General features: G+C 57.1%; 26 protein-coding genes. 16 read left to right on the forward strand and 10 right to left on the reverse strand.

All coding sequences use genetic code 11. The features are described 5' to 3' along the window. The first annotated feature begins 16 nt into the window (after positions 1–16). Positions 17–709, forward strand: a complete 693-nt coding sequence (locus G505_RS0102890) for a DNA-3-methyladenine glycosylase I (RefSeq protein WP_028108213.1) — start codon at positions 17–19, stop codon at positions 707–709. Between the two features lie 43 nt (positions 710–752). Next, positions 753–1,181 (forward strand): hypothetical protein, encoded by a 429-nt coding sequence (locus tag G505_RS0102895; RefSeq protein WP_035385013.1) that lies wholly within the window; start codon positions 753–755, stop codon positions 1,179–1,181. Positions 1,182–1,192: 11 nt separating this feature from the next. Here the strand turns inward: G505_RS0102895 and G505_RS0102900 are convergent, their stop codons facing one another. Then, positions 1,193–2,023: a LysR family transcriptional regulator gene (locus G505_RS0102900; RefSeq protein WP_028108215.1), complete on the reverse strand. Its 831-nt coding sequence runs from the start codon at positions 2,021–2,023 to the stop codon at positions 1,193–1,195. A 147-nt stretch (positions 2,024–2,170) separates the two neighbouring features. After that, positions 2,171–2,593 carry an A24 family peptidase gene (locus tag G505_RS22645; protein WP_028108216.1) on the reverse strand — a complete coding sequence of 141 codons (423 nt, stop codon included), beginning with the start codon at positions 2,591–2,593 and terminating at the stop codon, positions 2,171–2,173. Between the two features lie 197 nt (positions 2,594–2,790). Here G505_RS22645 and G505_RS0102910 point away from each other — a divergent pair, with 197 nt between their 5' ends. From G505_RS0102910 to G505_RS22285, 13 genes are all read left to right on the forward strand, one after another. After that, on the forward strand, positions 2,791–3,003 hold the full coding sequence (locus tag G505_RS0102910; protein WP_028108217.1) for a Flp family type IVb pilin: 213 nt from the start codon (positions 2,791–2,793) through the stop codon (positions 3,001–3,003). Between the two features lie 324 nt (positions 3,004–3,327). Beyond that, entirely contained in the window at positions 3,328–3,972 is a 645-nt protein-coding gene (locus G505_RS0102915) for a CpaB family protein (protein WP_157508992.1), read from the forward strand. Continuing rightward, the gene (locus G505_RS0102920) at positions 3,969–5,306 is read left to right on the forward strand and encodes a type II and III secretion system protein family protein (RefSeq protein ID WP_211219923.1); all 1,338 of its coding nucleotides are present in this window, start codon (positions 3,969–3,971) and stop codon (positions 5,304–5,306) included. Before G505_RS0102915 ends, G505_RS0102920 begins: the two co-directional genes overlap by 4 nt. Then, positions 5,303–5,770 (forward strand): hypothetical protein, encoded by a 468-nt coding sequence (locus G505_RS22280; RefSeq protein WP_051215837.1) that lies wholly within the window; start codon positions 5,303–5,305, stop codon positions 5,768–5,770. Before G505_RS0102920 ends, G505_RS22280 begins: the two co-directional genes overlap by 4 nt. Continuing rightward, positions 5,767–6,972: a CpaE/TadZ family protein gene (locus G505_RS0102930; protein ID WP_028108220.1), complete on the forward strand. Its 1,206-nt coding sequence runs from the start codon at positions 5,767–5,769 to the stop codon at positions 6,970–6,972. Before G505_RS22280 ends, G505_RS0102930 begins: the two co-directional genes overlap by 4 nt. Next, positions 6,969–8,237 carry a TadA family conjugal transfer-associated ATPase gene (locus G505_RS0102935; protein WP_028108221.1) on the forward strand — a complete coding sequence of 423 codons (1,269 nt, stop codon included), beginning with the start codon at positions 6,969–6,971 and terminating at the stop codon, positions 8,235–8,237. The genes G505_RS0102930 and G505_RS0102935 overlap by 4 nt, the downstream gene beginning before the upstream one ends. Beyond that, the gene (locus G505_RS0102940) at positions 8,234–9,151 is read left to right on the forward strand and encodes a type II secretion system F family protein (RefSeq protein ID WP_051215838.1); all 918 of its coding nucleotides are present in this window, start codon (positions 8,234–8,236) and stop codon (positions 9,149–9,151) included. Before G505_RS0102935 ends, G505_RS0102940 begins: the two co-directional genes overlap by 4 nt. Next, a complete protein-coding gene (locus G505_RS0102945; RefSeq protein WP_028108223.1) occupies positions 9,148–10,017 on the forward strand; it encodes a type II secretion system F family protein in 870 nt (289 codons plus the stop codon). The genes G505_RS0102940 and G505_RS0102945 overlap by 4 nt, the downstream gene beginning before the upstream one ends. 14 nt (positions 10,018–10,031) lie before the next feature. After that, positions 10,032–11,231, forward strand: coding sequence for a tetratricopeptide repeat protein (locus G505_RS0102950; RefSeq protein WP_157508993.1), 1,200 nt, complete (start codon positions 10,032–10,034; stop codon positions 11,229–11,231). Beyond that, positions 11,228–11,740: a TadE/TadG family type IV pilus assembly protein gene (locus G505_RS0102955; protein ID WP_028108225.1), complete on the forward strand. Its 513-nt coding sequence runs from the start codon at positions 11,228–11,230 to the stop codon at positions 11,738–11,740. The genes G505_RS0102950 and G505_RS0102955 overlap by 4 nt, the downstream gene beginning before the upstream one ends. After that, a complete protein-coding gene (gene tadF, locus G505_RS0102960; protein WP_051215839.1) occupies positions 11,740–12,303 on the forward strand; it encodes a tight adherence pilus pseudopilin TadF in 564 nt (187 codons plus the stop codon). The genes G505_RS0102955 and tadF overlap by 1 nt, the downstream gene beginning before the upstream one ends. Further along, positions 12,303–13,547 carry a TadE/TadG family type IV pilus assembly protein gene (locus tag G505_RS0102965; RefSeq protein WP_211219924.1) on the forward strand — a complete coding sequence of 415 codons (1,245 nt, stop codon included), beginning with the start codon at positions 12,303–12,305 and terminating at the stop codon, positions 13,545–13,547. The genes tadF and G505_RS0102965 overlap by 1 nt, the downstream gene beginning before the upstream one ends. Next, positions 13,547–14,113, forward strand: coding sequence for an OmpA family protein (locus tag G505_RS22285; protein WP_051215841.1), 567 nt, complete (start codon positions 13,547–13,549; stop codon positions 14,111–14,113). The genes G505_RS0102965 and G505_RS22285 overlap by 1 nt, the downstream gene beginning before the upstream one ends. A gap of 316 nt (positions 14,114–14,429) precedes the next feature. Here G505_RS22285 and G505_RS0102975 read toward each other — a convergent pair whose 3' ends face one another. The 3 genes from G505_RS0102975 to G505_RS0102985 form a co-directional block, all read right to left on the reverse strand. Then, a complete protein-coding gene (locus G505_RS0102975; RefSeq protein WP_157508994.1) occupies positions 14,430–14,741 on the reverse strand; it encodes a LysE family transporter in 312 nt (103 codons plus the stop codon). 26 nt (positions 14,742–14,767) lie between these two features. Continuing rightward, positions 14,768–16,801 (reverse strand): methyl-accepting chemotaxis protein, encoded by a 2,034-nt coding sequence (locus G505_RS0102980; RefSeq protein ID WP_028108229.1) that lies wholly within the window; start codon positions 16,799–16,801, stop codon positions 14,768–14,770. 215 nt (positions 16,802–17,016) lie between these two features. Then, complete coding sequence (locus tag G505_RS0102985) at positions 17,017–17,373, reverse strand: YibL family ribosome-associated protein (protein ID WP_028108230.1); 357 nt, start codon at positions 17,371–17,373, stop codon at positions 17,017–17,019. A 114-nt stretch (positions 17,374–17,487) separates the two neighbouring features. Between G505_RS0102985 and G505_RS0102990 the strand changes: the two genes are divergently transcribed. Continuing rightward, positions 17,488–17,829 carry a YkvA family protein gene (locus G505_RS0102990; protein ID WP_028108231.1) on the forward strand — a complete coding sequence of 114 codons (342 nt, stop codon included), beginning with the start codon at positions 17,488–17,490 and terminating at the stop codon, positions 17,827–17,829. 36 nt (positions 17,830–17,865) lie between these two features. On the opposite strand, the gene G505_RS0102995 is transcribed toward G505_RS0102990, so the two are convergent. From G505_RS0102995 to G505_RS0103015, 5 genes are all read right to left on the reverse strand, one after another. Beyond that, the gene (locus tag G505_RS0102995) at positions 17,866–18,522 is read right to left on the reverse strand and encodes a response regulator (RefSeq protein WP_028108232.1); all 657 of its coding nucleotides are present in this window, start codon (positions 18,520–18,522) and stop codon (positions 17,866–17,868) included. Positions 18,523–18,632: 110 nt separating this feature from the next. Then, complete coding sequence (locus G505_RS0103000; RefSeq protein WP_028108233.1) at positions 18,633–19,691, reverse strand: 3-deoxy-7-phosphoheptulonate synthase; 1,059 nt, start codon at positions 19,689–19,691, stop codon at positions 18,633–18,635. Between the two features lie 281 nt (positions 19,692–19,972). Further along, on the reverse strand, positions 19,973–20,872 hold the full coding sequence (locus G505_RS0103005) for a LysR family transcriptional regulator (protein WP_035385014.1): 900 nt from the start codon (positions 20,870–20,872) through the stop codon (positions 19,973–19,975). 83 nt (positions 20,873–20,955) lie between these two features. Then, positions 20,956–21,966, reverse strand: coding sequence for a hypothetical protein (locus G505_RS0103010; RefSeq protein ID WP_245568323.1), 1,011 nt, complete (start codon positions 21,964–21,966; stop codon positions 20,956–20,958). Between the two features lie 162 nt (positions 21,967–22,128). Continuing rightward, positions 22,129–23,337 (reverse strand): NADH:flavin oxidoreductase, encoded by a 1,209-nt coding sequence (locus tag G505_RS0103015; protein WP_169628186.1) that lies wholly within the window; start codon positions 23,335–23,337, stop codon positions 22,129–22,131. Positions 23,338–23,342: the final 5 nt, after the last annotated feature.

The raw sequence follows: 23,342 nt of genomic DNA on the forward strand, positions 1-23,342 counted from the left end.
GGTAGGGTTCAACCCAATGAGTAAGATGGAAAAGTTTGAGGCGATCTGGCAACGGGCCGCCGAGCGTAAGGGAGGCGATGACGCCTTGCGGGCCTTGCTGCCGCCACAGAGCGAAGGCTCTCTGGCCAGTGATGACCGGCTGTTGTCCGCCATGAGCGCCCAGATCTTCAAGTCGGGCTTTGTCTGGCGGGTGGTGGAGAACAAGTGGCCCGCCTTCGAGGAGGCGTTCTGGGGGTTTGAGCCCCATAAACTGGTGTTGATGTCTCCGGAGCAGCTGGATCAGCGCATGCAGAATTCGGCGCTGATCCGCCACGGCAAGAAGATGCAGGCGGTGCTGGACAATGCGCGGATGGTGGCTGAACTGGCCGAGGAGCATGGCAGTTTCGGTCGATGGCTCAGTCAGTGGCAGAGTCGGGAGGTGGTGGCTCTCTGGGCCGAGCTGAAAAAGCGCGGTGCCCGGCTGGGTGGCAATACCGGGCCCTATTTCCTGAGAGTGGTGGGGATAGATACCTTCCTGATGACAGGCGATGTGACCTCCTATCTGCAGGCGCATCAGTTGATCGAGGGGGCGCCCACCAGTAAGCGGGCGCTCACTCAGGCCCAGGCTTGTTTCAACCAGTGGCAGCAGCAGAGTGATCTGCCCCTGGCCAGCATCTCCCGGGTGATCTCCTGCTCTGTGGGGGACAACCGCCTGGGGGGGAGCCACTGATGATGGCCATTTGGTCTTGAGAGCGCCACTGAAGGAGAACGCTATGGAGTCTAAAACACCCTGGTATTTCTGGCTGGTGGCGGCTCTGGCGCTGCTGTGGAATGCGGGAGGTGCCCTGGATTACGTGATGACCCAGACCCGCAACGAGGAGTATATGGCCCAGTTCTCCGAGGCGCAGTTGGCGTTCTTCTACGGATTGCCGGCCTGGGTGGTGGCCTGCTGGGCGACGGCAGTGTGGGGGGGCGTGCTTGGTGCCCTGCTGCTGCTGTTGCGCCGGGAGGTGGCGGTGCAGGTCTTCCTGGTCTCCTTTATCGCCATGGTGGCCTCCATGGGACACAACTTTGTGCTGAGCAATGGCCTGGAGGTGATGGGCGACCCCACTTCCCTGATATTCAGCGCAGCGATATTCGTTATCTCCCTGGGCCTCTACTTGTTCGCCCGCCGGATGGCCAGGGCGGGTATTCTGCGCTAGTCGTTGTTGGCTTAGCCTGCCGGTGTCACCAGTTCCCGTATCCTGTCCGTCAGAGCATACATATCGAAGTGTTTCCTGAACTGGTTGGAGGCGCGTAGGAAAAACCCCAGGGGATAGGCTTCCAAAGAGCGCTGCTCCACCTGTTGCGGCAGGCTCCAGGTTGGCAGCACCACGGCCTGGCCGGACGCTTGAACGGCGTCTCCCAGTAGGGTGGCTGATTCACTTTGCAGCCACTGGCTCTCTTCATCACTCTCCAGGCCACTCTCTTCGATGATTCTTCGGGCAAGGCTCTGCTCCAGCATGCTGCTGAATACCACCTTGGAGAGCGGGGCATCATCTGGAGAGCACACCAAGCTCATGGGGTGCTCCACCAGAATGTCTCTTGCCATGGATTTCTCCTCAGGCCAGGCAAATCCCAGGGTGAGATCTGACTCATCGATGATGGCGGGCGTCATCACCGAGAAGCGCGATATGGAAAGATTGAGGCTGGCGGATTCTGAAATGACCTGGGCGATGGCGCTGACCAGATCGTTACGAATGCCGTCGCTGATGGAGATTTTAAGGAACTGCTGCTGATCCAGCTTGGCAAATTCGCTCATCATCTCATCCTGCAGGCGAATTGCCCTCTGGCTGTAGTGGAACACCAGTTGGCCCTCCCGGGTCAGTTTCAGCCCAGCGCTTTTTTCCAGAAGGCGTTTGCCAAAATGCTCCTCCACTTTGCGCACATGCTGAGAGACCGCCGGTTGGGTCATGAACAGGGTTGCCGCAGCGTCACTGTAACTGCCTTTGTCAGCGACACAGGCGAAGGTCTTCAGAAATTTGATATCGATAGAGCGATTCATCACAATCCCCAGTCAATGCATCCATTCTTATTCTAAGTCATTGATATATGTTTCTTATTGTCTTGGCCTGGCGCCTATCCAGAGCACGTAGGTCCAACAGCTTTACATTTGATTTTAGGTTCTTTTCATTCCGGTCGCCCTGACACTTTACTGGCTGAGGTTGCTGAGAATGACGCCCAGGCAGCCGCCAATGGCGATGGCCGGCCCATAGGGCACGCCTCTCTCTCTGGCTTGCCGGCGATTGATGATCATCATGGCGATGGCGATGGTCGCCCCCAACAGCGTGATGACCAGCAGCACCCCGGGAAACAGCTCAGGTTTTATCCCCAGGGAGTAGGCAGCCAGCAGTTTGGTGTCACCAGCGCCAAGAATATTAAGCATCATTAACGCCATTCCGATAGCGATGATAATAATGGGCAACAGCAACTGAATCTGTTCCCTAGGGCCGGTAAGAGCAATAATTGCGGTGAGCAGACCGGCAAAAGCGACTGTAATATTTGAAATTTTTCTATCTCTTATGTCGCTATTAATTGCAAATAGACTCACTAGCGCAAGAGTGATCAGCAGCACTTTTCACCTCGTAATTTTACCGTCTTATCCGTACGTTAACCCGAGTCGTAACGACTGTATCAGACTTTATCATTTTTTTCTTATAAAAATATAAGGAGAAAAGGCTAGTGGGGAAAATCGGATCGAACATAGTATTGGAACGGCAAAGCAATCAAGGCAATTGATGCCAAACAAATTATTCCTGGGGGAATCTTCATATGTTCGATTACATCAAGTCCAAATTCTACCTCTCTTTCGGTCAGTACATTAAAGACGAGCGTGGTGTAACCGCCGTAGAATACGCCATCATCGCCGTAGCCATGTCCGCCATTATCCTGGTTGTATTCAACGATGGCTCCCTGAAGACCGCCCTGACTGATGCTGTTGGCTCCATTAAGACCAACATGACCTCTGCGACTACTGCCAACTAATTGTCAGTCGCCAATTAATTGTCCACGGTGGGGTTTGTTATCGACGTCAATTAATTGCCAGTCGCCAAGGATTTGTCGGCGCCTAATTGCCCCGACAGTCTAAATCGATAATTCATCTTTTTAGTCTGTCGGCGGCCAGACTCAATACCGAATAAGAGCAAAAAGGAGGCTTGCCCTCCTTTTTTTATAGATGCTATGAGTAGATTATTCATTTTCGTCATTATCTTCGGCATCGTGCTGTTTTCTATCTTTTCTTTAGAAGAATTCCTGATTGCGCCACAGCCCGAAGTCGCAGCCGTAGAGAATAAGGTCAGAGAGGTCGAAGTGGCACGTCTTGTTCGGGACGTAAGTCGCTCTGAGTCCGTAGATAAAACCTCTCTGGAATTTATCTCCCTGAATGAAACTGCAGTAGTGAGCCAGAACATTACCCCTGCCAGGGAACTTAAACTCACCAAGGGAAGTGTTTTCGGCGACGATTACAAGGCTGGAAGCTTTTTATTATCTGACATGGTGTCAAATCCAGGTGACAAAGGGTATTTGATGCTGTCCATCGGCGACAAATATGTCCCCTATTTTTATTCTTCTGACGACAACCAGGCCATCGACACTATTCCTATTGCCGTAGGTGACCGGGTGAGTTTTGTGGCCACCACTGCCGCGACACACAACATCAAAGAGGCGGGTTACGCCGAGATTACCGACATCACCAGCCGGGTCATTGTCGATGATGCCAAAGTGATTCAAGTGCTCAGCGCTCCCCAGAACCAGCAGGAGCAGGAGGAGGTCGACAGCAGCCTGCTGATCGCCCTGACTGTGGAGCAGGTGCTGCAACTGGAGATGGCCAGAAAACTGGGGGACATCACCCTGGTGCCATCTCGGCTGACCGGCAACACCCTGTCGGTGAAGAGCAGTGACGTCATAGAGCGTCTCAGTGGGGTTCGGGAGATGCGTGCCGGGGAGGCTCAATGATGATTATGAGAGTGACAGCCTGGCTGGTGGCCCTTTTGGTGACCCTGGTGATGGCGTTGATGCCCGCCACGGCCGCAACATACAACCTGGATGAAGGAGGGGCCAAGACCCTGAGATCCAGTCAGCCCATCGATACCGTGTTCATCTCCAACGCCAAGGTGGCGGACTACAAGGTGGTGGATAATCACAAGGTCGTGGTATTCGGTGTTTCCCCCGGCCTCTCTACCGTGATTCTCTACGGTCAGGAGGGGCAGGAGTTGGCCAATCACACCCTGGTGGTCAACCTTAACCCGAAAGTCCTGGAGCAGTTGGTGGCAGCACACTATCCGGATGAGAAGATCACCATCCGCAATGTGCTGGAACAGGTGGTGTTGGAGGGGACCGTTTCCAGTGAAACGGTCAAGCAGTCGGTCTATCAGCTGGTGGGTGAGATGCTGACCAAGGAGGTCCAGGTCAATGAGATCGTCCTCAATGACACCAACGGCAATGAACTGGCCAACCTCGAATACGGTCGCACCAGCCTCTACCGAGGTGTCATCAACAACCTCAAGGTCCTCACCACTGAACAGATCAACGTCAAGCTGACGGTGGCGGAAGTGTCCAGTGGCCTGCTCAGTCAGTTGGGCGTCCAGTATGGCTCCGAAGGGGCCGAAGCGGGTCAGTTTGTGGATTACCTGCTGGACTTTTCTGCCGAAGACATCATCTCTGTTATCTCCGCTAAGAAGGATGAAACCCTGGGGCAGGTGCTTGCCGAGCCCAACCTGTCGGTGATCTCCGGTGAGACCGCCAGTTTCCTGGTCGGCGGCGAGATCCCCATCGCGGTGCGCACCGATGACACCGTCTCGGTCACCTACAAGGAGTATGGTATCAAGCTCAATCTGGTGGCCAAGGTGATGGACAGTGACAACATCCGCCTCTCCCTGATGCCGGAAGTGAGCTCCATCGACCCGCAGAACACCTATGACAGCACCATCGCCAATATCCCGGCCCTGCGCACTCGTCGTGCCCACACCACTGTCCAGCTGAAAGATGGTCAGAGTTTTGTTCTGGCGGGCCTGCTCACGTCAGAGGAGCGGGAGCTGCTGTCTCGGGTACCACTGCTTGGCGACATCCCGGTACTGGGCAGCCTGTTCAGCCATACCGAGTCCGATTACACCAAGACTGAGCTGATCATCGTGGCCACGGTCAATTTGGTGCAGCCCACGTCGCCTGAGCGTCTGAGGCTGCCGATGATGCAACGTACCAGCGACCTGGAACGGCTGCTGGGGATCGAATTCAGCAACCCTCAGCAACCCGAACTGCAAGAGGTTCTGACCCAGGGAGGTTTCCGATGAAACAGACCACTATCCTATTGGCAGTGCTGCTGTGTGGCTGCAGCGCCACCCAGGCCCCGGATCCCGCCAAAGTCATGGTGCGTCAGATGGAGACTCGTCTGGAGCTGGCGTCTGTCAGGCTGCCCGACGCAAACCGACGCTCCCAGGCGTTCATCAATGACTTGAGCGAGCATTCCGACCATCTGAGCCTGCGCATTCAATATGGCCCGGGAGCCAAACAGATGGCCAACGCGCTCAAACTTACCGCCTATGGCCAGGGGGTTTCCCCGGTTCGGGTCAATCTGGTGGCCCTTCCCGGCAGTGCCAGGGACAAACTGACCCTGGATGCACGCTACCTGCTGATTCAGAACGATGAGTGTGGCCGCCTTTCCATGGCCCGCCGAGAGCAGTACAGCTTCGGTTGCACCCTGGAGTACAACCGCACACTGAGCCTGACCAACCCCCTGCCTGGAGGTGCTGAATGAACCTGAGCAGCATCTTTAAGAGCGGTGGTGCTGAGAAGAAAGAGGCCAGCCAATGCCTGGATTTGGTGGTGTCTCCCGACTCTGAGTTGCGTGACCGTGTGATGGAAGGCTATGCCATCGAGGGCTTTGGCCAACCCAAGGTGGAGAGCAGCCTGGAGGCCGTCCGCGAGTGGGCCGAGAGCGAGCACGGCGCGCGCACCCTGATATTGGATCTGCGCTACGCCGATGCCGAGCAACTCAAAGAGGTTGTTGAGGCCCACACCACTCAGCTGGATGTCCAGATCAGTGTGGTCATCCTGGGGGAGTCCGATTCCATCAAGTTAAAGAACTGGGTGGAGACTCAGGGCGCCCGCTATGTCTTGTGGGAAGGTAACGTCAACGGCCTGATCCACAACGTCGGCGATCTTCGTCGCCCCGGTCCTGCCACCGGCAGTTACAAGGCCAGGACCGCCAAACGGATTCTGGTGCTGGGCAGCAAAGGGGGAGTCGGGGTCAGCTGCGTCAGCAGTGCTCTGGTGCATCTGTTCTCCGCCAAGGCGGGCTTGCCGACCCTGTTGGTGGACCACGACAATGGTGCGGTGAGCAGCGATCTCTATCTGGGCATTGAGGGGCTGAAGATCCGTCAGAACAGCTCAGATCTCAGCCATAAGGAGATCGATGCCTCCATCGCCCGGACATACCTGAACCGGGTCAACGACCGGGCGGACTGCCTGATGCTCGAGAGCGTCAACAACTGTGTCGGGTTTCATGCTCCCAACCTGTTGGAGCTGTCCCGTCAATTGGCCCAGGACTACAACTTCATCATCGACTCGGTGCCCTCCACCCTGTTTGACGAAGTCAATGACCCGGGATTTGCCGAGCGCTACCACCGCATCTACGTGGTGCTGGACCCATCGGTCAGCTCGCTGCGCGCTTACAATCAGCTGAAGAGCAAACTGGACAAGGTTCCCCACAGGGTGATCGTCAATCAGTCACGACCCAACGGCGACTATGCCCTCACCATGGCCGATGCCCTGGATAAGCTGAAGATGGAGTCCGCCATCTCTCTGGGCTACGAAGCGGGGCTGGAGAAGGGGCTGATTCAGAAAGGACACTCCTTCATCGAGTCCAAGAAGCTGCTGCGCAGCCTGGCCACCATTGTGGATGAGCTGGCCGGCAAGCGCATCTATGGCGGCGGTCGACTGAGGTGGTTGTCCCGATGAGCGTATTGAAGAAGATCTACATCGATCTCAGGGATGAGATCTTCGATGCCATTGACGCCGCCAGCATTGGCGACGTCAGCAAGGAGGAGCTGCAGGAGCAGTTGCGCCTCTCTGTGGACCTGCTGGTGGATCAGCGCCAACTGCAGGTGACCAGCATTCAGCGTATGGAACTGGTGCGTGCCCTGTTTGCCGAGCTCAAGGGGCTGGGGCCTTTGCAGGCGCTGCTGGAAAACGACGACATCTCCGACATCATGATCAACGGTCCCAACGACATCTTCATCGAGATTGGCGGCAAGGTTGAGCGCTCCGAGATTCAGTTCGTTAATGAGAAGCAGCTGAACACCATTGCCAAGCGGATCGCCTCCAATGTCGGGCGACGCATCGATGAGGCCAAGCCTCTGTGTGACGCCCGCCTCGAAGATGGCAGCCGGGTGAACATCGTCATTCCGCCGCTGGCCATCGACGGTACCTCCATCTCCATCCGTAAGTTCAAACAGCAGAAGATCCAGATGGAGAATCTGGTGGAGTTTGGTGCCCTGTCCATGGAGATGGCCAAGCTGCTGACCATCGCCTCCCATTGCAAGTGCAACGTGTTGATTTCCGGTGGTACGGGCTCGGGGAAAACCACCCTGCTCAATGCCCTGTCTGCGTTTATTGGCGAGACCGAGCGTATCGTCACCATCGAGGACGCGGCCGAGCTGCAACTGCAGCAGCCTCACATCGTGCGCCTGGAGACTCGCCAGGCCAGTGTCGAGGGCACAGGTGCCGTGGATGCCCGGGAGCTGGTGATCAACGCCTTGCGGATGCGCCCTGACCGCATCATTGTCGGCGAGTGTCGGGGCGGCGAGGCGTTCGAAATGCTGCAGGCGATGAACACCGGCCACGACGGTTCCATGTCCACCCTGCACGCCAACAGCCCCAGGGACGCCATTGCCCGAGTGGAAAGCATGGTGATGATGGCCACCGCCAGCCTGCCTTTGGCGGCGATTCGCCGTGCCATCGTCAGCGCCGTGGATCTCATCGTACAGGTCAAGCGTCTGCACGATGGCAGTCGTAAGGTGATGTACATCTCCGAGGTGGTGGGTCTGGAGGGGGATAACGTGGTGCTGGAGGACATTTTCCGATTCGAGACCGGCATCGATGGCTTCTCCGGGAACCGCATCCGCGGAGACTTTCGCACCCCGGGTCTCTCCACCCGCTCGGTGATCTACGAGCGTGCTCGCTTCTTCGGTCTGGAGCAGGAGCTTAAGGAGATCTTCTCATGATTCGCCTGGCCTTCCTCCTGGTGCTGTTCGGCCTGCTGTTTGTCTGGTGGCAGGATCGAAAACGTCACAACAAGATGGACAAGCTGATCGGCATGGAGCGGGAACTGGAGGCCCAGGAGGTGGCGCGGATGGTGATCGACGCCAGCCGATTCGACGCCAGCGTCAAGACCCGGCTGCGGGGGCACTGGAAAAGCCTGATCAAGCTGATGTCTCCCAAGCCTCAGGTGAAGATGGCGCTCTATTTCTGTGTCTCAACCACCGGGCTCTATCTGCTCAATGAGATGTTGCTGCACCTGAGCCTGCCGATGCTGTTGGGGTGGGGGTATCCCATTACTTTCGTGATCTTCATTATGCAGCTGCAAAAGATGCGAGAGCAGAGGTTTCAGGATGACTTTCCTGACGCCCTCAACATCCTGGCCGGGGCCCTGTCTGCCGGTCAGAGTGTGGTACACGCCTTCGAATATGTGGGAGAGCAGCTGGACAATGACGTTGGCCGGGAGTTTAAGCTGATGTCTGAACGACTGCTTATCGGTGAAGATCCCGATGATGTGCTTCAGCGAAGCGGCAGCACCTTCCCCTATGTGGAGTACTTCTTCTTTGTCTCCACCATCCGCCTCAATCTGAGCCGCGGGGGACAGCTCAAGGATGTGATCAACCGAATCAACCGGCTGATGTTCGATGCCCGGGCCCTGGACAAGAAGAAGAGCGCATTGACCTCAGAGGCGCGAGCCTCCGCCAAGATTGTGGCGGCGCTGCCCTTCGTTTTCCTGCTGATTCTCAAATACACCAGCCCGGAGAACTACAACTTTGTGATGTTCGAGGAGGGCGGTAAACCCATCTTTTACTACGTGCTGATCAGTGAGTGCATCGGCTTCGCCTGCATCGCCTGGATTCTGAGGGGGGTTGACTCATGACCTATGTGCCTCCCTATGTGTTCTACCTGGTGGCGCTGGTGTCCGCCCTGCTGCTGGCCTGGGTGGGCGCCCGAATCTGGGATCGCTTTGCCACTCGCTGGAATGTCAATGCCCTGCTGGGCAGCGGCCAGGGAGAGAGAGCCCAGGGGCAGTGGGTAGATAAGGTGGTGAGCCCGTTCAGCTTCAACCAGAAGGAGATGGAGAAGAAGCTGGCCAGTGCCGGAATCTATCAGGAGTGGGTGGCGCAGAGTTACTACTTCCTGAAGTTCATTCCCTTTGTGGTGGTACTGGCGGTGGGGATCTTCCTGCTGATGCGGGGTTATGTGGACTCCACCAAGTTCATCCTGATGGTGAGCCTGAGTGCCGTGGCCTTCCTGGTGGTACCGGACATCTATCTGGATATGCGAGCCAAGAAACTGGTGCGCAAGATCAGTGGCCGTCTGCCTTTCCTGCTGGATTTGATGAACGTCTGTGTTCATACCGGCATGACGGTGGAAGCGGCCCTGGACCACCTGGCAGGAGAACTGGTGATGGTGGACCGCCACCTGGCCCGGGTGGTTCGCATCACAGTGGAGCGTTCCAAGGTGGTGGGGATCGAGAAGGCGATCCATGAATTCTATGAGCTGGTGCCCACCAGTGAGGCCCAGAGTTTTGTAATGACCATTGTCCAGAGTCTGCAGTATGGCTCCTCAGTAGGGCCTGTGCTCTCTGGTCTTGCGTCGGATATTCGGGAGATCAACATGATGAACCTGGAGGAGAAGATCGGAAAGTTGGGGGCCAAGATGTCCATCCCGCTGATCCTCTTCATCATGGTGCCCATTGTGGTGTTGATTGCCGCTCCCGGAATCATGCGGATGTTGAGTTAGAGAGGATGATGACCATGACTAGAACCCTGAGCGCCACCCTGTTGGCAATGAGTTTGGTTGGGTGTGCCAGTCAGCCGGTTGATGATCCGCTGGATACTCGTGAAACCCTGCTTCAGGCCGCCAATAACCAGCCTGGCCTGGTGGCTCATTATAAGGCCAACCTGCAGCAGAAGCCGGAATACAAGCTGGCCCTGATCAACGTCTATCTGGATCAGGGTGACATTCGCTCTGCCGAACTGTACACCAGTCTGCTTTCGGAAGAGGAGCGAGGGCAGGCGCCGGTGAAGCTGGCCCTGGCCCGAATCGATTGCCAGCAGCAGAACTGGCACGCCTGCGAGCAGAAGCTGGAGGAGTATGGTCAGGCCGGTGGCAATACGGTGCAGTACCTATTGAACCTGGGCCGGGCCAGCGCAGGGCAGGGGCGTTTCGACCAAGCCTTCGCCCAGTTTGAGGAGGCCCGCCGTCTGGGGGCTGAGGACCTGCTGGTGCAGAACAATCAGGCGGTGGTGCGGATGATGCAAAAGCGCTACACCGACGCCATGGCATTGCTCTATCCCCTCTATCTCAGTCACCCTTCGGATACCGGGATTCAGGCCAACCTGATACTGGCATCGATCCAGGCGGACCGACCTGAGGTGGCACTGGATGTGCTTCGTCAGCAGTTCGATGAACAGCAGGCACAGCGCCGCCTGCGTGCCCTGGTGGGTGGCATGAAGCCTAAGCAGAGGAACCCGGTGTTGTGGATGAAGGAGGATGCGCCGGAGGCGGCGATGCCTCAGGCAAGTCAGCCGCAGGCGGCCGCCCAATCCAAGCTCGGGGTGACTGCCGGGGCAGAGGAGCAGCCCGATAATGCGCCACAGCCCCAGAACATCAAGAAAGATAAGTCGCAGCCCGCCGGGGACCATCCCCCAACTCCCCCGGCGGTTGCGGCGTCCTCTTCGTCAGAGGTGGCCCAGTGCGTCATCGAACCCACTCAAGACAAGAGCTTCTGCATCCAGGTGACCTCCTGGGATCGCCCCCTGAGCGCCAGGATGCGCAACGACTTTGCCCAGCGTTACGGCAGCCTGTTTGAGCACCAGTCTGGTGGTCGTTACCGTTACTGCGTCAGCGAATTCGATACCTTGTCCGAAGCCAAGGCGTTCCTGCCGCAGATCACCGAGTCCGGGGCCTATGTGGTGACCAAGACCAACTGCCATGAGCAGGTGGCCCCATGAAACGCCAGAATGGGGTGATCGCCGTTGAAGCCGCCCTGGGACTGCCGTTGCTTATCCTGATGGTGCTGGCCTGGCTGGAGTTCTGTGTGCTTACCTACGCCATGAGTGCCACGGATCACGCCCTGGCCACCGCCGTCAATGCCGCAAAGCGTCAGGGAAGCCTCAGCTCGACCACGGTGGCGGACTATGAGTACGCCCTGTTACAGGCGCTTATCGAGAACGGCGTGACCTGGTGGATGAGCTCCGAAGAGTTGGCGGCGATGACCGCCGATGTTCTCTATTTCGACAGCATGGCGGATTACGCCTCCTGCAGTGCCGGGGGGGGCGATCTGCTCAGCTGTGCCAAGGCTCGCACCACAGGCCTCAACGCGCCAGTGGCGGTCTATCTGGTGGATTACAGCTACAAGCCCATGTTCAACATCTATCTCCCCGAACTCAAGGTCCACCGGGAGGTGGCGGCGATTCAGGAGTATGAACGCTGTAAATTCAAGTATTGGGATGGCTGCTGATGAAGAGTAACCAAGGGGTATTCACCGTCGAACTGGCCTTGGTGCTGGTGCTGCTCTCCAGCTTCTTTGCCTTGCAGGTGAACTATATGATCGCCGTAGCCAAGAAGGGGGCCATGGACAGGGCGGCCTACTCAGCGGCGGCTCTGGTGGCCGAACGTCGTCAGTTCTTCGATGATGAGGGCTACATCTGCGGTCTCAACGGCGGCGATGCCACCAAGTGCAACAAGCTGATGACCGAGATCCGGGATGTGGTGGAGGGGGCCATGGCGCGGGCGCTCTCCAGCTTCGACGCCAATGATCTGGCCATAGTGGTGGAGGAGTACATTCCGGCACCGCCCGCAGCGGCGTACACGGTGCGGACATTGGGCGACAGCACAGGCTGCGATCTGGTCTCCATCAATAACAGCGCCATGGGTGCCCTGTCTCCGCTGACGTCAAAGAGCCGGAAGTTGCCCATCTACCAGATCTCTCTGTGCTACAAGACCGAATTTAACCTGCTGGGCGCGGTGGAGGGGGATCCCTTCAATATCGTGGCCAGTTCCATCTCCTTTGCGAGGTTCTGATGATGAGGACGCCGAAACAACAACAGGGTGCGGCGATGATCATTTTCGTCGGATTGCTGCCGGTGATGATGATGCTGTTTGCCTTTGCCATGCACCTTGCACAGCAGATGCTGGCTCACGCAAGGCTGCTGGAGGCGGCCGAGGTGGCCAGTCTGGCGGTGGCGGCTCAGAACGAACCGACTCAGGCTGAGTCAGAGAAACTGGCCAAGAGCATTGTCGATTTCTACATCAAGGACAACGTCGGTGAGCTGGCGGTCAGTGTGGATCAGAGTGCCTGCACCTACGCCAGTGGCTGTATGCAGGAGGCGGGGGAACTGGCTCCCTCCATGCAATCGGATGTGGTGGTGCAGGCTAAGTACAACAGCTGGATCAGCTACAACGAGATTGGCATCAAGGATCAGTTTGACCTCAAGGGCGGCTCCCTTTCCAAGCGCTACCTGCCCAAGCCGGTGGATGTCTATTTCATCGTCGATTTCAGCTACTCCATGAGCTGGTCCTGGACCAATGGCGAACCCAAGTTCGACATCGTCAAGGACACCCTGGCCAGGGTGGTGGATCAGCTTAAGCTCTATAACCAGTACAACCAGGACAAAAGTCGCATCGCCCTGGTGGGCTTTAACAAGTACAGCGTGCGTAAGGTTAATGGCAGCCGGGTGCTCTACAACATGGACATCTATGACACCACCACAGAGACGGTGTCACGGATGTTTGAGGACAAGCCGCCGGCTTCCAGCTACTACCAGTATTACAGCTACTACTACCCAAGAAACTTCCACGATATCCCTCTGACCGAGGATTACGATCACTTCCTGACTGAACTGGGCACCATGACCGCCAACGCCCGTTATGCCGGAACTCACTCCTGGCAGGGGATGCTTCGTGCCGCGGTGGTCTCCAATGAGGCCACCAACCTTAATCCGGATCAGGTGTTTATTGTGCTCTCCGATGGTCATGACAATGAGATCACTTACAACGGGGTGAAGACCAACCGTTACCTGAAGATGCTGGTGAACTCGGGCCTGTGCCAGAAGCTGTTTGACAACATGAGGGGCAAGACCGGCCGTCATGGGGAGGAGATCTCGGTCAAGGCCGGGGTGATTGGCATTGATTTCCTGCTGGATCAGCAGAGCAACGGATTTTACGACTGCGTGGGGGAGAGGAACATCTACCACGCCAGCCAGGGACCGGACGTGTACAAATACATTTTGCAGATGCTGAACGAAGAGACGGGGCGACTGAAATGATGAAACTGAGCAAAATTGCCGCCTTGGGCCTGTTGGCCTGGACCCTGGCACCACAGAGTGTCCTGGCGGGGTGCCTGGACAGTCAGGCACTGTATAAGCAAAGCAGCAAACAGACCGGAGCCTGGGCTATTACCCATCATGATGGCGACCGCCTGCTGAAGGTGACGCCAATGAATGAGGTCGGGGCATCGAGTGAAACCGTCTCAGAGAGCAGTGACTGCTCCTTCGATCTGGACAGGCTGACTCTGGTGCTGCACTACGAGGTGGACAAGTTTGAGTTGACCGTGGATCACAAGCAGGCCCTGCTGGAGCTGGTGGTGATGGTGGAGCAGGGGGGCTCTCTGGCCTTGGGGGTGTCCGGCCACGCCGATCACCTGGGCAGTGACCAGTACAACCTGAGCCTGTCTCAACGACGGGCCCGGGCCGTGTCGGAGTTTCTTAAGCGGGTGCGGCCGGATCTGGCCACCGAGTCCTACTCCTTTGGTGAGTCCAGCCCGGTGTGCAGCCGGGAAGAGAACGCCAGCCTGGGCTGTAACCGCCGGGTAGAGATCAAGCTTAAAGTTTAGGGCGTGTTTATCTTTGGTGTTTAGAGTTTGGCCGAGAATGGCGACGACTAATCAAGAAGTTCGATTGTAGGCATAGTTGCTCTACGTCAAAATCGAACGACGAAGAGTAGTCGTTGTCAGTCCGGCCCCGAAGGGCGCTTTGCTCACTCTAGGTAGCCATTCATTTTGGGCACAATGTCGACACATCTAGGCCTTAGTGGCTGGATGCCAGCGCAAAAATACTCAGCAAAGGTCAACACGCCCTAGTCAGACATCTCCCAACGAGTGTTTTGGGGCGCCCACAGGGCGCCCCTTTTTTTTGCCGGTTTTGCGGGTGTCAGTTTGTTGTTATCAGACGCGCGCCCAATCCAACCATACACACTCCGGTCAGGCGCGTGAACCAGAGCTGGGTCCGGTCGAGCAATCGCTGACAGCCGGGGATGGTTAACAGCAGAGCCAGCAGGCCGAACCACAGCAGGTGGCCCAGGGCGATGGACAGTCCCAGAGTGACTTGAGCCGTGATGGTGGTGTCCGGACCCAGGAGTTGAGTGAACAGGGCGATAAAGAACAGGGAGTTCATCGATTGGCTGGTGTCCAGGTTGTCGGGCGATCTGTAGCCTGGGGAGAGACTGGCCGGGGAACGCGCCACTTCAGGTTGAAGTGGCGCTTGTGGCTTTAGCTGAAATGGGCCACCTGTTCAGAAAGGTTGGCCGAAAGCCGCTGCAGCTCCTCGGCGCTGGTGGCGGTCTGGGCAGAGGTTTCCCGGGTCATGCGGTTCAGGTCGCTGACCTGGGTGGCACTGGCGGCGATCTCCTGACTTACCTGGGCCTGCTGCTCTGAGGTGGTGGCCATACTCTCCGCCATGGAGGCGATGCCCTGGATCTGCTGGCGGATGGCGCGGAAGGCATCCCCCGCTGTGTGGGCCTTGTCGCTCACCTGGACGCTGGACTCCTGGCTGGCGTTCATCATGGCAACCGCCGACTCGATGCGGCTTTGCAGCTCGCCGGTGATGCCGATCACCTCCTGAACCGAACTCTGGGTGCGGTGGGCCAATTGACGAACCTCGTCGGCCACCACCGCGAAGCCGCGTCCCTGTTCGCCGGCCCTGGCCGCCTCGATGGCGGCGTTGAGCGCCAGCAGGTTGGTCTGTTCGGCCACGGCGTCGATCATCGAAGTGACTGATTCGATGCTTTTGCTCTGCTCATGCACCTGGTGGATGGCGTCGGTGGAGTGATTCAGCTGCTCGCCGAGGCGGGCCATCTCCCGCTCCATGTCCTCCACCATGGTGGCACCGTTTTCGCTGTCGCCGTCGGCGCTGCGCACATTGTTGGCGACCGCCTCCACCTGTTCGGCCACGGAGTTGGCGGAGGAGGCCATCTCCTCGATGGCGGCGGCCATCTGGTCGACCTGTTGTTGCTGCTGATCCGCCTGGGCCAGGTTGTCCCCGGCGAATCGGGCCACACCTTCGGAAGCCTGGCCGGATTCGCTGCTGGTGTGCTTGATCTGCTCCACCAGGCCCTGGAGGCCGCTGGCCATCTGTCCCATGTTGGCCATCAGTTGCACAATCTCATTGCGGGAGTCGTTGCGCATCTTGGGGATCTGGACGCTTACCTGGCCTTCACCCAGGGCCTGCATATAGCCATTGGCCTCGGTCAATGGGGCCAGCAGGCGCCGAACCATCCAGATCAGCACCAAGATGGTGACGGCCCCGGCTACGGCGGCGATCAGTATGATGTCCCTCAGAATCACCTGAGACTCCTTGGTGATCTCATCGATAAAGGTGCCGCCGGAGATCACCCACTGCCAGCCAGGCACCTTGGCGTAGGCCAGGTATTTCATACCGGTGACGCCATTGAAGGTGTGGGGATAACGCACCACGCCAGAGTCCCCTTCGAACAGCTTCTGGAAGGGTTTCTCCTCGGTGGCCAGGTCGATGATGTTCTTGCTCAGGTTGCTTTTGTCCGGGTGGTGCAGATAGCGGCCCCGGTCTTTGTCCGCGTCGCTGAACACGATGGAATAGCCGCTGTCCCCCCAGCTTACCTGGGCCAGGCTGTCGAACAGTGCCTGGGCGGATTTCTCCACCGGCAGGGCCACCACCACGGCACCTATCATGCTGCCTGCGCGATCTCTCAGTGGGGTGTAGTAGGTCAGGTACTGCTTGCCATACAGGTCAATCTTGTTGTGGTAGTCCTGCCCCTGAATCAGGGCCTGGTAGCTGGGACTGCTCCTGTCCAGCTTGGTGCCGACGATGCGTTCCCCCTGCAGGTTGGTCAGCGAGGTGGAGAGGCGGTAAAAGTCGCTGCCCTCCCTGGTGAAGACGGTGGCCCCGGCATGGGTGTCCTCCAGGAAGGCGTCCACCAGCATGTTGTCGCTGACCCTGTCGCCAAAGATGACAAAGTCGGTCAACTCCTTGCCTTTGATGCTGACCTTGGTGCCACTGACTTCCAGGTCTTCCATGTAGCGGCTGCGCAGGCTGGTGACCAGGATCTTGGCCTCTTCCAGATAGCCGTTGAAGCTCTGTTCCAGGGTTAGGCTCAGGGCCTGGACTTTGGACTGATGCTCGCTCAGGGCTTTCTCCATCAGGGTACGGTTGCTGTCCAGATAGGCCAGGTAGGCGGTTGCTGAGAAGGCCAGGGTGACCAGCAGGGCGACCGTCAGTCCCAATTGCAGACTAAGGCTCCGGTGTTTGAGGTTGGATAGTAGGGCCACAAGATTCTCCCCGAATCGCTAGAGGTGTGTATTCTGCTGAGGCGGTATCGCCTGCTGCTCTTTATCGGATGGAAGGGGGAGGGGCTTGAGTGGAGTTTCTGATTTTGTGAGCTTGATTATTCAGTGGGAAACCCTGAAGTTGATGAAGTTCTCAGAGTGGATAACTTTCTGACGGTGGGTGTGTTGGCACCCCGTTACCGGGGTGCCAGACAGGATCAGAACTTCTTAGGGGCGAAGCCGGTGACCTCTTTGATGCCCATCTCCCGGCCCAGGGCGGTGAGGGGGTGGACCACCACCAGCCCACGGACAGACTTCTTCAGCTTGCCCATGTCCGCCTGTTCCTCCTTGGTCAGGGGGCGCTTAAACGCCAGGGACGAAACTTTGTTCCCCTGTTTTCCTACCTGTCGGGCCTGGGTCTTCTTCACGCTCTCGATGCGCTTCTTCAGGGCTTGGCTCTCCTCGGAGAACTTGTCGATCATCGCCATATCGCCTCTTTCATGGGCGGCATCAAGCTTACGGCGGGTTGCATCCAGGCGGTTGTTCAGCTGCTGGAGCTCTTGTTTCAGGTTCATTGTGTATCCTCTGAGGATTTATTGCAGCAAAGCCAGCAGGCGCTGCCTTTGCCCGGCGCAGTGGGGTAGTATATCAGGCAATACCGTGTCGGGTGGGATAAAGAGGAGAGGCCCATGGACGATTACTCACAGCACTTCAGTGTGGACTCTTTCTGGAAGAAGCTGCGTCGCTACGCCATCACCATTGGCCGGGAAGCGGTCGAGAAGGCGTTGGTGCTCTACTTCTGTCTGATGGACCCGGCAACACCGACACAGGCCAAGACCGTGATTCTCGGTGCCCTGGGCTATCTGATTCTGCCACTGGATGTGATTCCGGACCTGACCCCTGGGGTGGGTTTTTCCGATGATATTGGCGCGCTGTCCGTGGCCCTGGCCACGGTGGCGGCCCACCTGACCGATGAGCACTGGGACAGGGCGGCCACGCAGGTTGAGGAGTGGTTTGGTCCTGCCGAGTAGCCAGCACCTGCTGATTTTTGCCGGTTAAATTGTTTTTCAGACCGGCTTATTGTCCATATCCAGCCCCTGAAGGGCGATCACCGCCTGGGTGCGGTTGCGCACCCCCAGCTTCTTGAAGATGGCGGTGGCGTGGGCCTTGATGGTGGCCTCGGAGACGTCCAGCTCGTAAGCGATCTGCTTATTGAGCAATCCCTCGGCAAACATCTGCAACACTCTGTACTGCTGTGGCGTCAGTTCCGCCAGGCGGGCACCGATGTCATCTTCACCATGCTCCTCATCGGCCAGACCCTCCATGCCCGGAGGCAGATAGATCTCTCCATCGAGCACCAGTTGCAGGGCTTCGGCCAACTGCTGGGGCTGGGCTGACTTGGGGATAAAGCCCTGAGCGCCGTAGTGGATAGCCTTGCCAACGGTCTGGCCATCCTCATGGGCGGAGATTACCATCACCGGAATGGCCGGGTAGTGGCTTCTCAGGTGAATCAGGGTGGAATAGCCATGGGAACCGGGCATCTGCAGGTCCAGCAGCACCAGGTCGATATCCGGTTCAGCACACAGGCGCTGCTCCAGGGTGTCAGCGCTGTCCGCTTCCAGCCAGCGGGTATCCGCCATAAACAGGCTGAGAGACTGCTTCAGCGCCTGACGAAACAGGGGATGATCGTCGGCGATGAGAATAGAGCGAGCGGGCTGGTCCATGGCTTCATGAGTCCTTTTTCTAATAATGCCATTACTTTATGCAAATTTGGCCCAAAAACAAAGGGGCGCCGTATGGCGCCCCTGGTGATCGGATCAGCATGGAGATCCCATCAGCGTTGTCTGCGGGCCCGGCTGGCTTCTGCCAGGTCGCGAAGCAGCACTTCACTCTCTTCCCAACCCAGGCAGGCGTCGGTGATGCTCTTGCCGTAGATAAGGCTCTGGCCGGGGATCACCTTCTGGTTGCCCTCGTTGATGAAGCTCTCGGCCATGACACCGGCAATGGTGTGGCCATGGGGCTGCTGCATCTGCCCCATGATGTCTTTGGCCACCTCCAACTGACGGCGATGCTCCTTACGGCTGTTGCCGTGGGAGAAGTCCACCACCAGCCTGGGGCTGATGCCGGATTCGGTTAGCCGCTCTCCGGCGTCAATCACATGTTGAGCCTGGTAGTTGGGGCATTTGCCGCCGCGCAGGATGATGTGGCCGAAGGGGTTGCCGTGGGTGCGGTATACCGCCATCTGCCCCTCTTTGTCGGGGGAGTAGAAGATGTGCGGTACCCGGGAGGCGCGCACCGCATCGATGGCGATCTGCAGGTTGCCGTCGGTGCCATTCTTGAAGCCCACCGGACAGGAGAGGGCGGAGGCCATCTCGCGGTGGATCTGACTCTCTGTGGTGCGGGCACCAATGGCGCCCCAGGTGATCAGATCGGCGATGTACTGGCCATTGACCATGTCCAGGAACTCGGTGGCGATGGGCAGGCGCAGTTCGGAGATGTCGGTCAGCAGCTTGCGTGCCTTGCGCAGCCCCTTGTTGGCGCTGAAGCTGCCATCCAGATCCGGATCTGAGATCAGGCCCTTCCAGCCCACGATGGTACGGGGCTTTTCGAAGTAGACCCGCATTACGATCATCAGGTCTTCGGCCAGTTCCTTTTGAAGCTTGGCCAGGCGCTCGGCATACTCCAGAGCGGCGTCCGCATCGTGGATGGAGCAGGGGCCGATGATCACCAGCAGTCTGGGATCTTCGCCACTTAAAATCGCCTCTACCTGGCGCCGGGCGCTCAGCAGCGCCTCTGCAGCTCCATCGGAGAGAGGGTATTCGCGGGCCAGCTCTGCCGGGGAGATCACCTTGCACAGCAGGGTGGTCCGCAGTTCATCGGTTTTAAAAGTCATGTGTGCCTACAACAGAGCGGGGCGGAGCCCGCCGTTTGCAACAAATTAGTCGGATTATACCCAATCTTTGCCTTTAGGTAAGGGAACAATCCAAATCGCGCCAGTGGCTTGGGGACAACTGCGTCAAAAATCATCAGATATGAAAAAGGGGAGGGTATGTCCAGAGTGTCTGTTTTTTCCGTGTTTCTGTAAGCCAGCTTTGTGTTTGAGCTTTAACCTGCTTTGTGGCTCGGGGCTAGGATGAGTGTTCAGATCGCAAAGCAACAGAGGCTCGGGCAGGACTAAAGCATCCTAGTGGCTTCTGTCTTAAGGAGCTCGATGAAGGCACTCACTTTTGGCGGGGTGGGTCCTCCCTTGTGATAGATGGCGTTCAGCTCACGGATGTCGTACACGGTGTCCTCTTTGAGCACTTCCACCAGTTTGCCGGTACTGCGATCGGCCTTGGTCATAAAGTCGGTCAGGCAGGCGATACCGGCGCCCTCCAGAGTCAGTTTCCTGAGCACCTCCCCACTGGATGCGATGATGCTTGGGATGATCTTCAGCTTGTTGCCATCTTTATCCAATACCGGCCAGGTATTGAGGATGGTAGGACCATCAAGCCCCAGGAGTACGTGATTGTTCAGATCCTCGATGCTCTTGGGGAAGCCGTGCTCCTTAAGGTATTTGGGACTTGCCTGCAAACGGCGTTTGCTGATGCCAATAGGCATCACGTTGTGCTTGGAATCGTTCACTGCACCCACCCGGATGGCCAGGTCTGATCTCTTTTCGATGATGTCGACGATCTCTTCATCGTTTTGCAGATGGATCTTTACTCTGGGGTAGAGTTTGGAGTAGCACTTCACTATGGGGCTCACCAGGTGGACCAGAACCGGAGAGGCACCATTGATTCTCAGGGTACCGCTCGGCTCGTTCCCTGCGAAGCGAAATTCGTCTTGAATGTTGTCGATGGCGGAGTTGATGGTTTTGGCGTGCTCGATGAGTTGCACCCCTTCCTGGGTGAACTCCAGCTTCCGGGTGTTTCTCAGAATGAGGCTGGTATCCAGCTTCGATTCCAACCGGGTCAGGCTTCGGCTAATGGTTGACGGCATCACCCCGAGTTCCTCGGAAGCCCGGCTGATGGAGCCGCTCTCATAAACGGCTACCAAGCATTTCAGCTCATCCAGTGTGATGCTTTCGCGCATTATCGTCTCCTTGGATCGGTGCTGGTTGACATTTATATCAGTATCGAAAAAAACAGGCCAACCTCGGGGCTGGCCTGTTCGCATTAGAAGTAGTATCCCAGATTGATGTTGATTCGCTTGTCCCACTTGTCAAACTGGTCTTCCAGGCCAACGTGGTTGCTGCGCGAGGACCACAACATGTTTTTGCCTACGATAAAGTCAAACCAGGCAAACACCGGTCCTTTGCCAACGCTGATGCCGGTAACATTCTGATAGCTCTTGTCGAAGTCGTCAGACTCTGGGCACAGCACGTTGAAATCATTGTAGACGGTTAACGCTCCCCATCCCATGTCGACCTTACGGGCCAGGTTAAAGGTGAAGGCACTGGCTTCGGAAGTGATCTCATAGGTGGCGCCGACCACACTCAGGGCGACCTTGTTCTGATAGTCGGAGGCGACATCGAAATCGTACTTCAGGTACTGGGCCTGAACCTTCCAGTTGTCGACGGAGCCCTCGTAGTGAACGGCATAGGCATAGCGATCTTCCTTGCTGCCGTTGGCGGCGTCATACATCTGTCCATATTCAAGAGAGGCGCCAATGGTGAAGTCAATGCCGAATAGCTCGGTGAAAATGGAGTGACGTAGGTTGAACTGGTTGGTCTCTTCGTAGTTGTATTCGGTACCGTTCACCACCCCTTGAAAGATATCTGCCGCGAAGCGTTTGGTGCTGGTGGCGCCATTTTCGGCCCCTTTGAAAAAGGCCACGTCGGTCTGATAACCGTCGCCACGATACTCCAGGGAGACGCCGGTATCGTAATCGTCTTCGAAACCGACATAGTATTGCAAACTCAGCCAGAAGCTGTTGGAAATATAACCGATATTGCCAAAGGGTACTTTAGCCACGCCCGCCTTTAAAGTGGTGTTGTCATCCAGTTTGTAGTAGGCATAGCCATGTTTTATTGCATCAAAGTCATCACGAAAGCGATATTCCATTGACAAGCCAATGTCGTCGCGTTCGCCATTGAAGGAGAGGGCTGCGACTTCGAATTTGAAGTCACCCAGTTTGTCTTCTGAGGCTTCATTGTAATCGATGTAGGAGTAATTAACTCGGGTCATGCCACCGAATTCATATTCGTTGGCTGCAAAAGCGTTAGTGTTCAACAATGTTGAGGCAATAATGATTGCCAGGGTGTTATATTTTTTCATTATATTATCCAGTCGTCGTGGAGTGCCGCACTTAAGGAAAGTGCGGCAAGTATTTATTTTGCTGGTGTGAAATTAATGCCCTGGAGTGATATAAGCTCGAGAAGCATTGAGGATGCACTGGGATTTCTGGGTGCCGTAGTTAGCGATGCACCAGTTGCAAGCCAGGCAGCGGGGTCTGTGGGAGGGATCCTGTTTCCACTTGTTTGCCAGATCTGGCTCAGAAAGCAGGGTGCGCCCGAAACCAAACGCTTGGATATTCTTGGTGTTGGCGAGAATCTCTTCCATCAACTTGGGCGTGCGGTTGCCTCCGGTGACGATCAGCGGCACATCAACATTGTCGCTGATGAATTTGGCGTCATCGGCAAAGTAAGACTGATCTTTCTCGTTCTGAATATCCGGGTGGAACTCACCCATGCCGCGCACCTTATTCCCGCCGCTGATGTCCAGTGCGGTGATGCCTCGCTCGGCCAGCCCTTTGGCCACAAACAGGTTTTCCTCCTGGGTGTTGCCACCGGCGAGGCTGCCCAGGTAGTCCCGTCCATGTACCTTGGCAATGATGGGGAACTCAGGCCCCACAGCCGCACGCACCGCCTCGACGATTTCAAAGGCGAAGCGGGCTCGGTTCTCGATGGGGCCGCCGTACTCATCTTTGCGGTCGTTGTAGTAGGGGAACAGGAACTGGCTCACCAGGTAATTGTGGGCAAAGTGCAGTTCGATGGCGTCAAAGCCCGATTTCTGCGCTCTGACCGCAGCGTTGGCAAAGGCGTCAACCGCGAAGTTGATGTCCTCCTTGGTCATCACCTGGTTAGGGATGGTGCCGTAGATGGGGTGGGGGACCTTAGAGGCACCGTACACCTTGCGGCGGTCGGTCCGGTAGTTACTTTGAGGGCCGACCATCGCCAATTGAACGGCGATCTTGGAGCCATGATCATGGGCGTTTTGGACGACCTTCTTATACATCTCGATTTGGGAGTCGTCATACAACCCGGTACCGCCGTTACCGTACTGGTCTTCGGGCATGATGTAGGTCAGGCCGGTGATAATCAGGCTTACGCCGCCTTCGGCCAATTCCCGGTGAACCCGCATCAGATCCTCTGTCGGGTCGCCATCTACTGTTGCCCGGTATTGAGAGGCGGCTGAACGAATGATTCGGTTTTTCAGCGTCAATGTGCCAAGCTTGGTCTCTTCAAACAGGCTTCGGTGGGTATTGACGCTGGCATTGGCGTTCAAAGAAAGAGTGGCCGGGCCACTCGCCGCTGCCACACCCATGAATTTCATCATCGTGC

Source organism: Ferrimonas futtsuensis DSM 18154, assembly GCF_000422645.1.
In the GTDB taxonomy this organism is placed as follows: domain Bacteria; phylum Pseudomonadota; class Gammaproteobacteria; order Enterobacterales; family Shewanellaceae; genus Ferrimonas; species Ferrimonas futtsuensis.

Coding starts and splice junctions, on each gene's coding strand:
- G505_RS0102890 (WP_028108213.1), top strand. CDS start 17: ATGAGTAAGATGGAAAAGTTTGAGGCGATCTGGCAACGGGCCGCCGAG.
- G505_RS0102895 (WP_035385013.1), top strand. CDS start 753: ATGGAGTCTAAAACACCCTGGTATTTCTGGCTGGTGGCGGCTCTGGCG.
- G505_RS0102900 (WP_028108215.1), bottom strand. CDS start 2,023: ATGAATCGCTCTATCGATATCAAATTTCTGAAGACCTTCGCCTGTGTC.
- G505_RS0102910 (WP_028108217.1), top strand. CDS start 2,791: ATGTTCGATTACATCAAGTCCAAATTCTACCTCTCTTTCGGTCAGTAC.
- G505_RS0102920 (WP_211219923.1), top strand. CDS start 3,969: ATGATGATTATGAGAGTGACAGCCTGGCTGGTGGCCCTTTTGGTGACC.
- G505_RS22280 (WP_051215837.1), top strand. CDS start 5,303: ATGAAACAGACCACTATCCTATTGGCAGTGCTGCTGTGTGGCTGCAGC.
- G505_RS0102930 (WP_028108220.1), top strand. CDS start 5,767: ATGAACCTGAGCAGCATCTTTAAGAGCGGTGGTGCTGAGAAGAAAGAG.
- G505_RS0102935 (WP_028108221.1), top strand. CDS start 6,969: ATGAGCGTATTGAAGAAGATCTACATCGATCTCAGGGATGAGATCTTC.
- G505_RS0102940 (WP_051215838.1), top strand. CDS start 8,234: ATGATTCGCCTGGCCTTCCTCCTGGTGCTGTTCGGCCTGCTGTTTGTC.
- G505_RS0102945 (WP_028108223.1), top strand. CDS start 9,148: ATGACCTATGTGCCTCCCTATGTGTTCTACCTGGTGGCGCTGGTGTCC.
- G505_RS0102950 (WP_157508993.1), top strand. CDS start 10,032: ATGACTAGAACCCTGAGCGCCACCCTGTTGGCAATGAGTTTGGTTGGG.
- G505_RS0102955 (WP_028108225.1), top strand. CDS start 11,228: ATGAAACGCCAGAATGGGGTGATCGCCGTTGAAGCCGCCCTGGGACTG.
- tadF (WP_051215839.1), top strand. CDS start 11,740: ATGAAGAGTAACCAAGGGGTATTCACCGTCGAACTGGCCTTGGTGCTG.
- G505_RS0102965 (WP_211219924.1), top strand. CDS start 12,303: ATGATGAGGACGCCGAAACAACAACAGGGTGCGGCGATGATCATTTTC.
- G505_RS22285 (WP_051215841.1), top strand. CDS start 13,547: ATGAAACTGAGCAAAATTGCCGCCTTGGGCCTGTTGGCCTGGACCCTG.
- G505_RS0102985 (WP_028108230.1), bottom strand. CDS start 17,373: ATGAACCTGAAACAAGAGCTCCAGCAGCTGAACAACCGCCTGGATGCA.
- G505_RS0102990 (WP_028108231.1), top strand. CDS start 17,488: ATGGACGATTACTCACAGCACTTCAGTGTGGACTCTTTCTGGAAGAAG.
- G505_RS0102995 (WP_028108232.1), bottom strand. CDS start 18,522: ATGGACCAGCCCGCTCGCTCTATTCTCATCGCCGACGATCATCCCCTG.
- G505_RS0103000 (WP_028108233.1), bottom strand. CDS start 19,691: ATGACTTTTAAAACCGATGAACTGCGGACCACCCTGCTGTGCAAGGTG.
- G505_RS0103005 (WP_035385014.1), bottom strand. CDS start 20,872: ATGCGCGAAAGCATCACACTGGATGAGCTGAAATGCTTGGTAGCCGTT.
- G505_RS0103010 (WP_245568323.1), bottom strand. CDS start 21,966: ATGACCCGAGTTAATTACTCCTACATCGATTACAATGAAGCCTCAGAA.
- G505_RS0103015 (WP_169628186.1), bottom strand. CDS start 23,337: ATGATGAAATTCATGGGTGTGGCAGCGGCGAGTGGCCCGGCCACTCTT.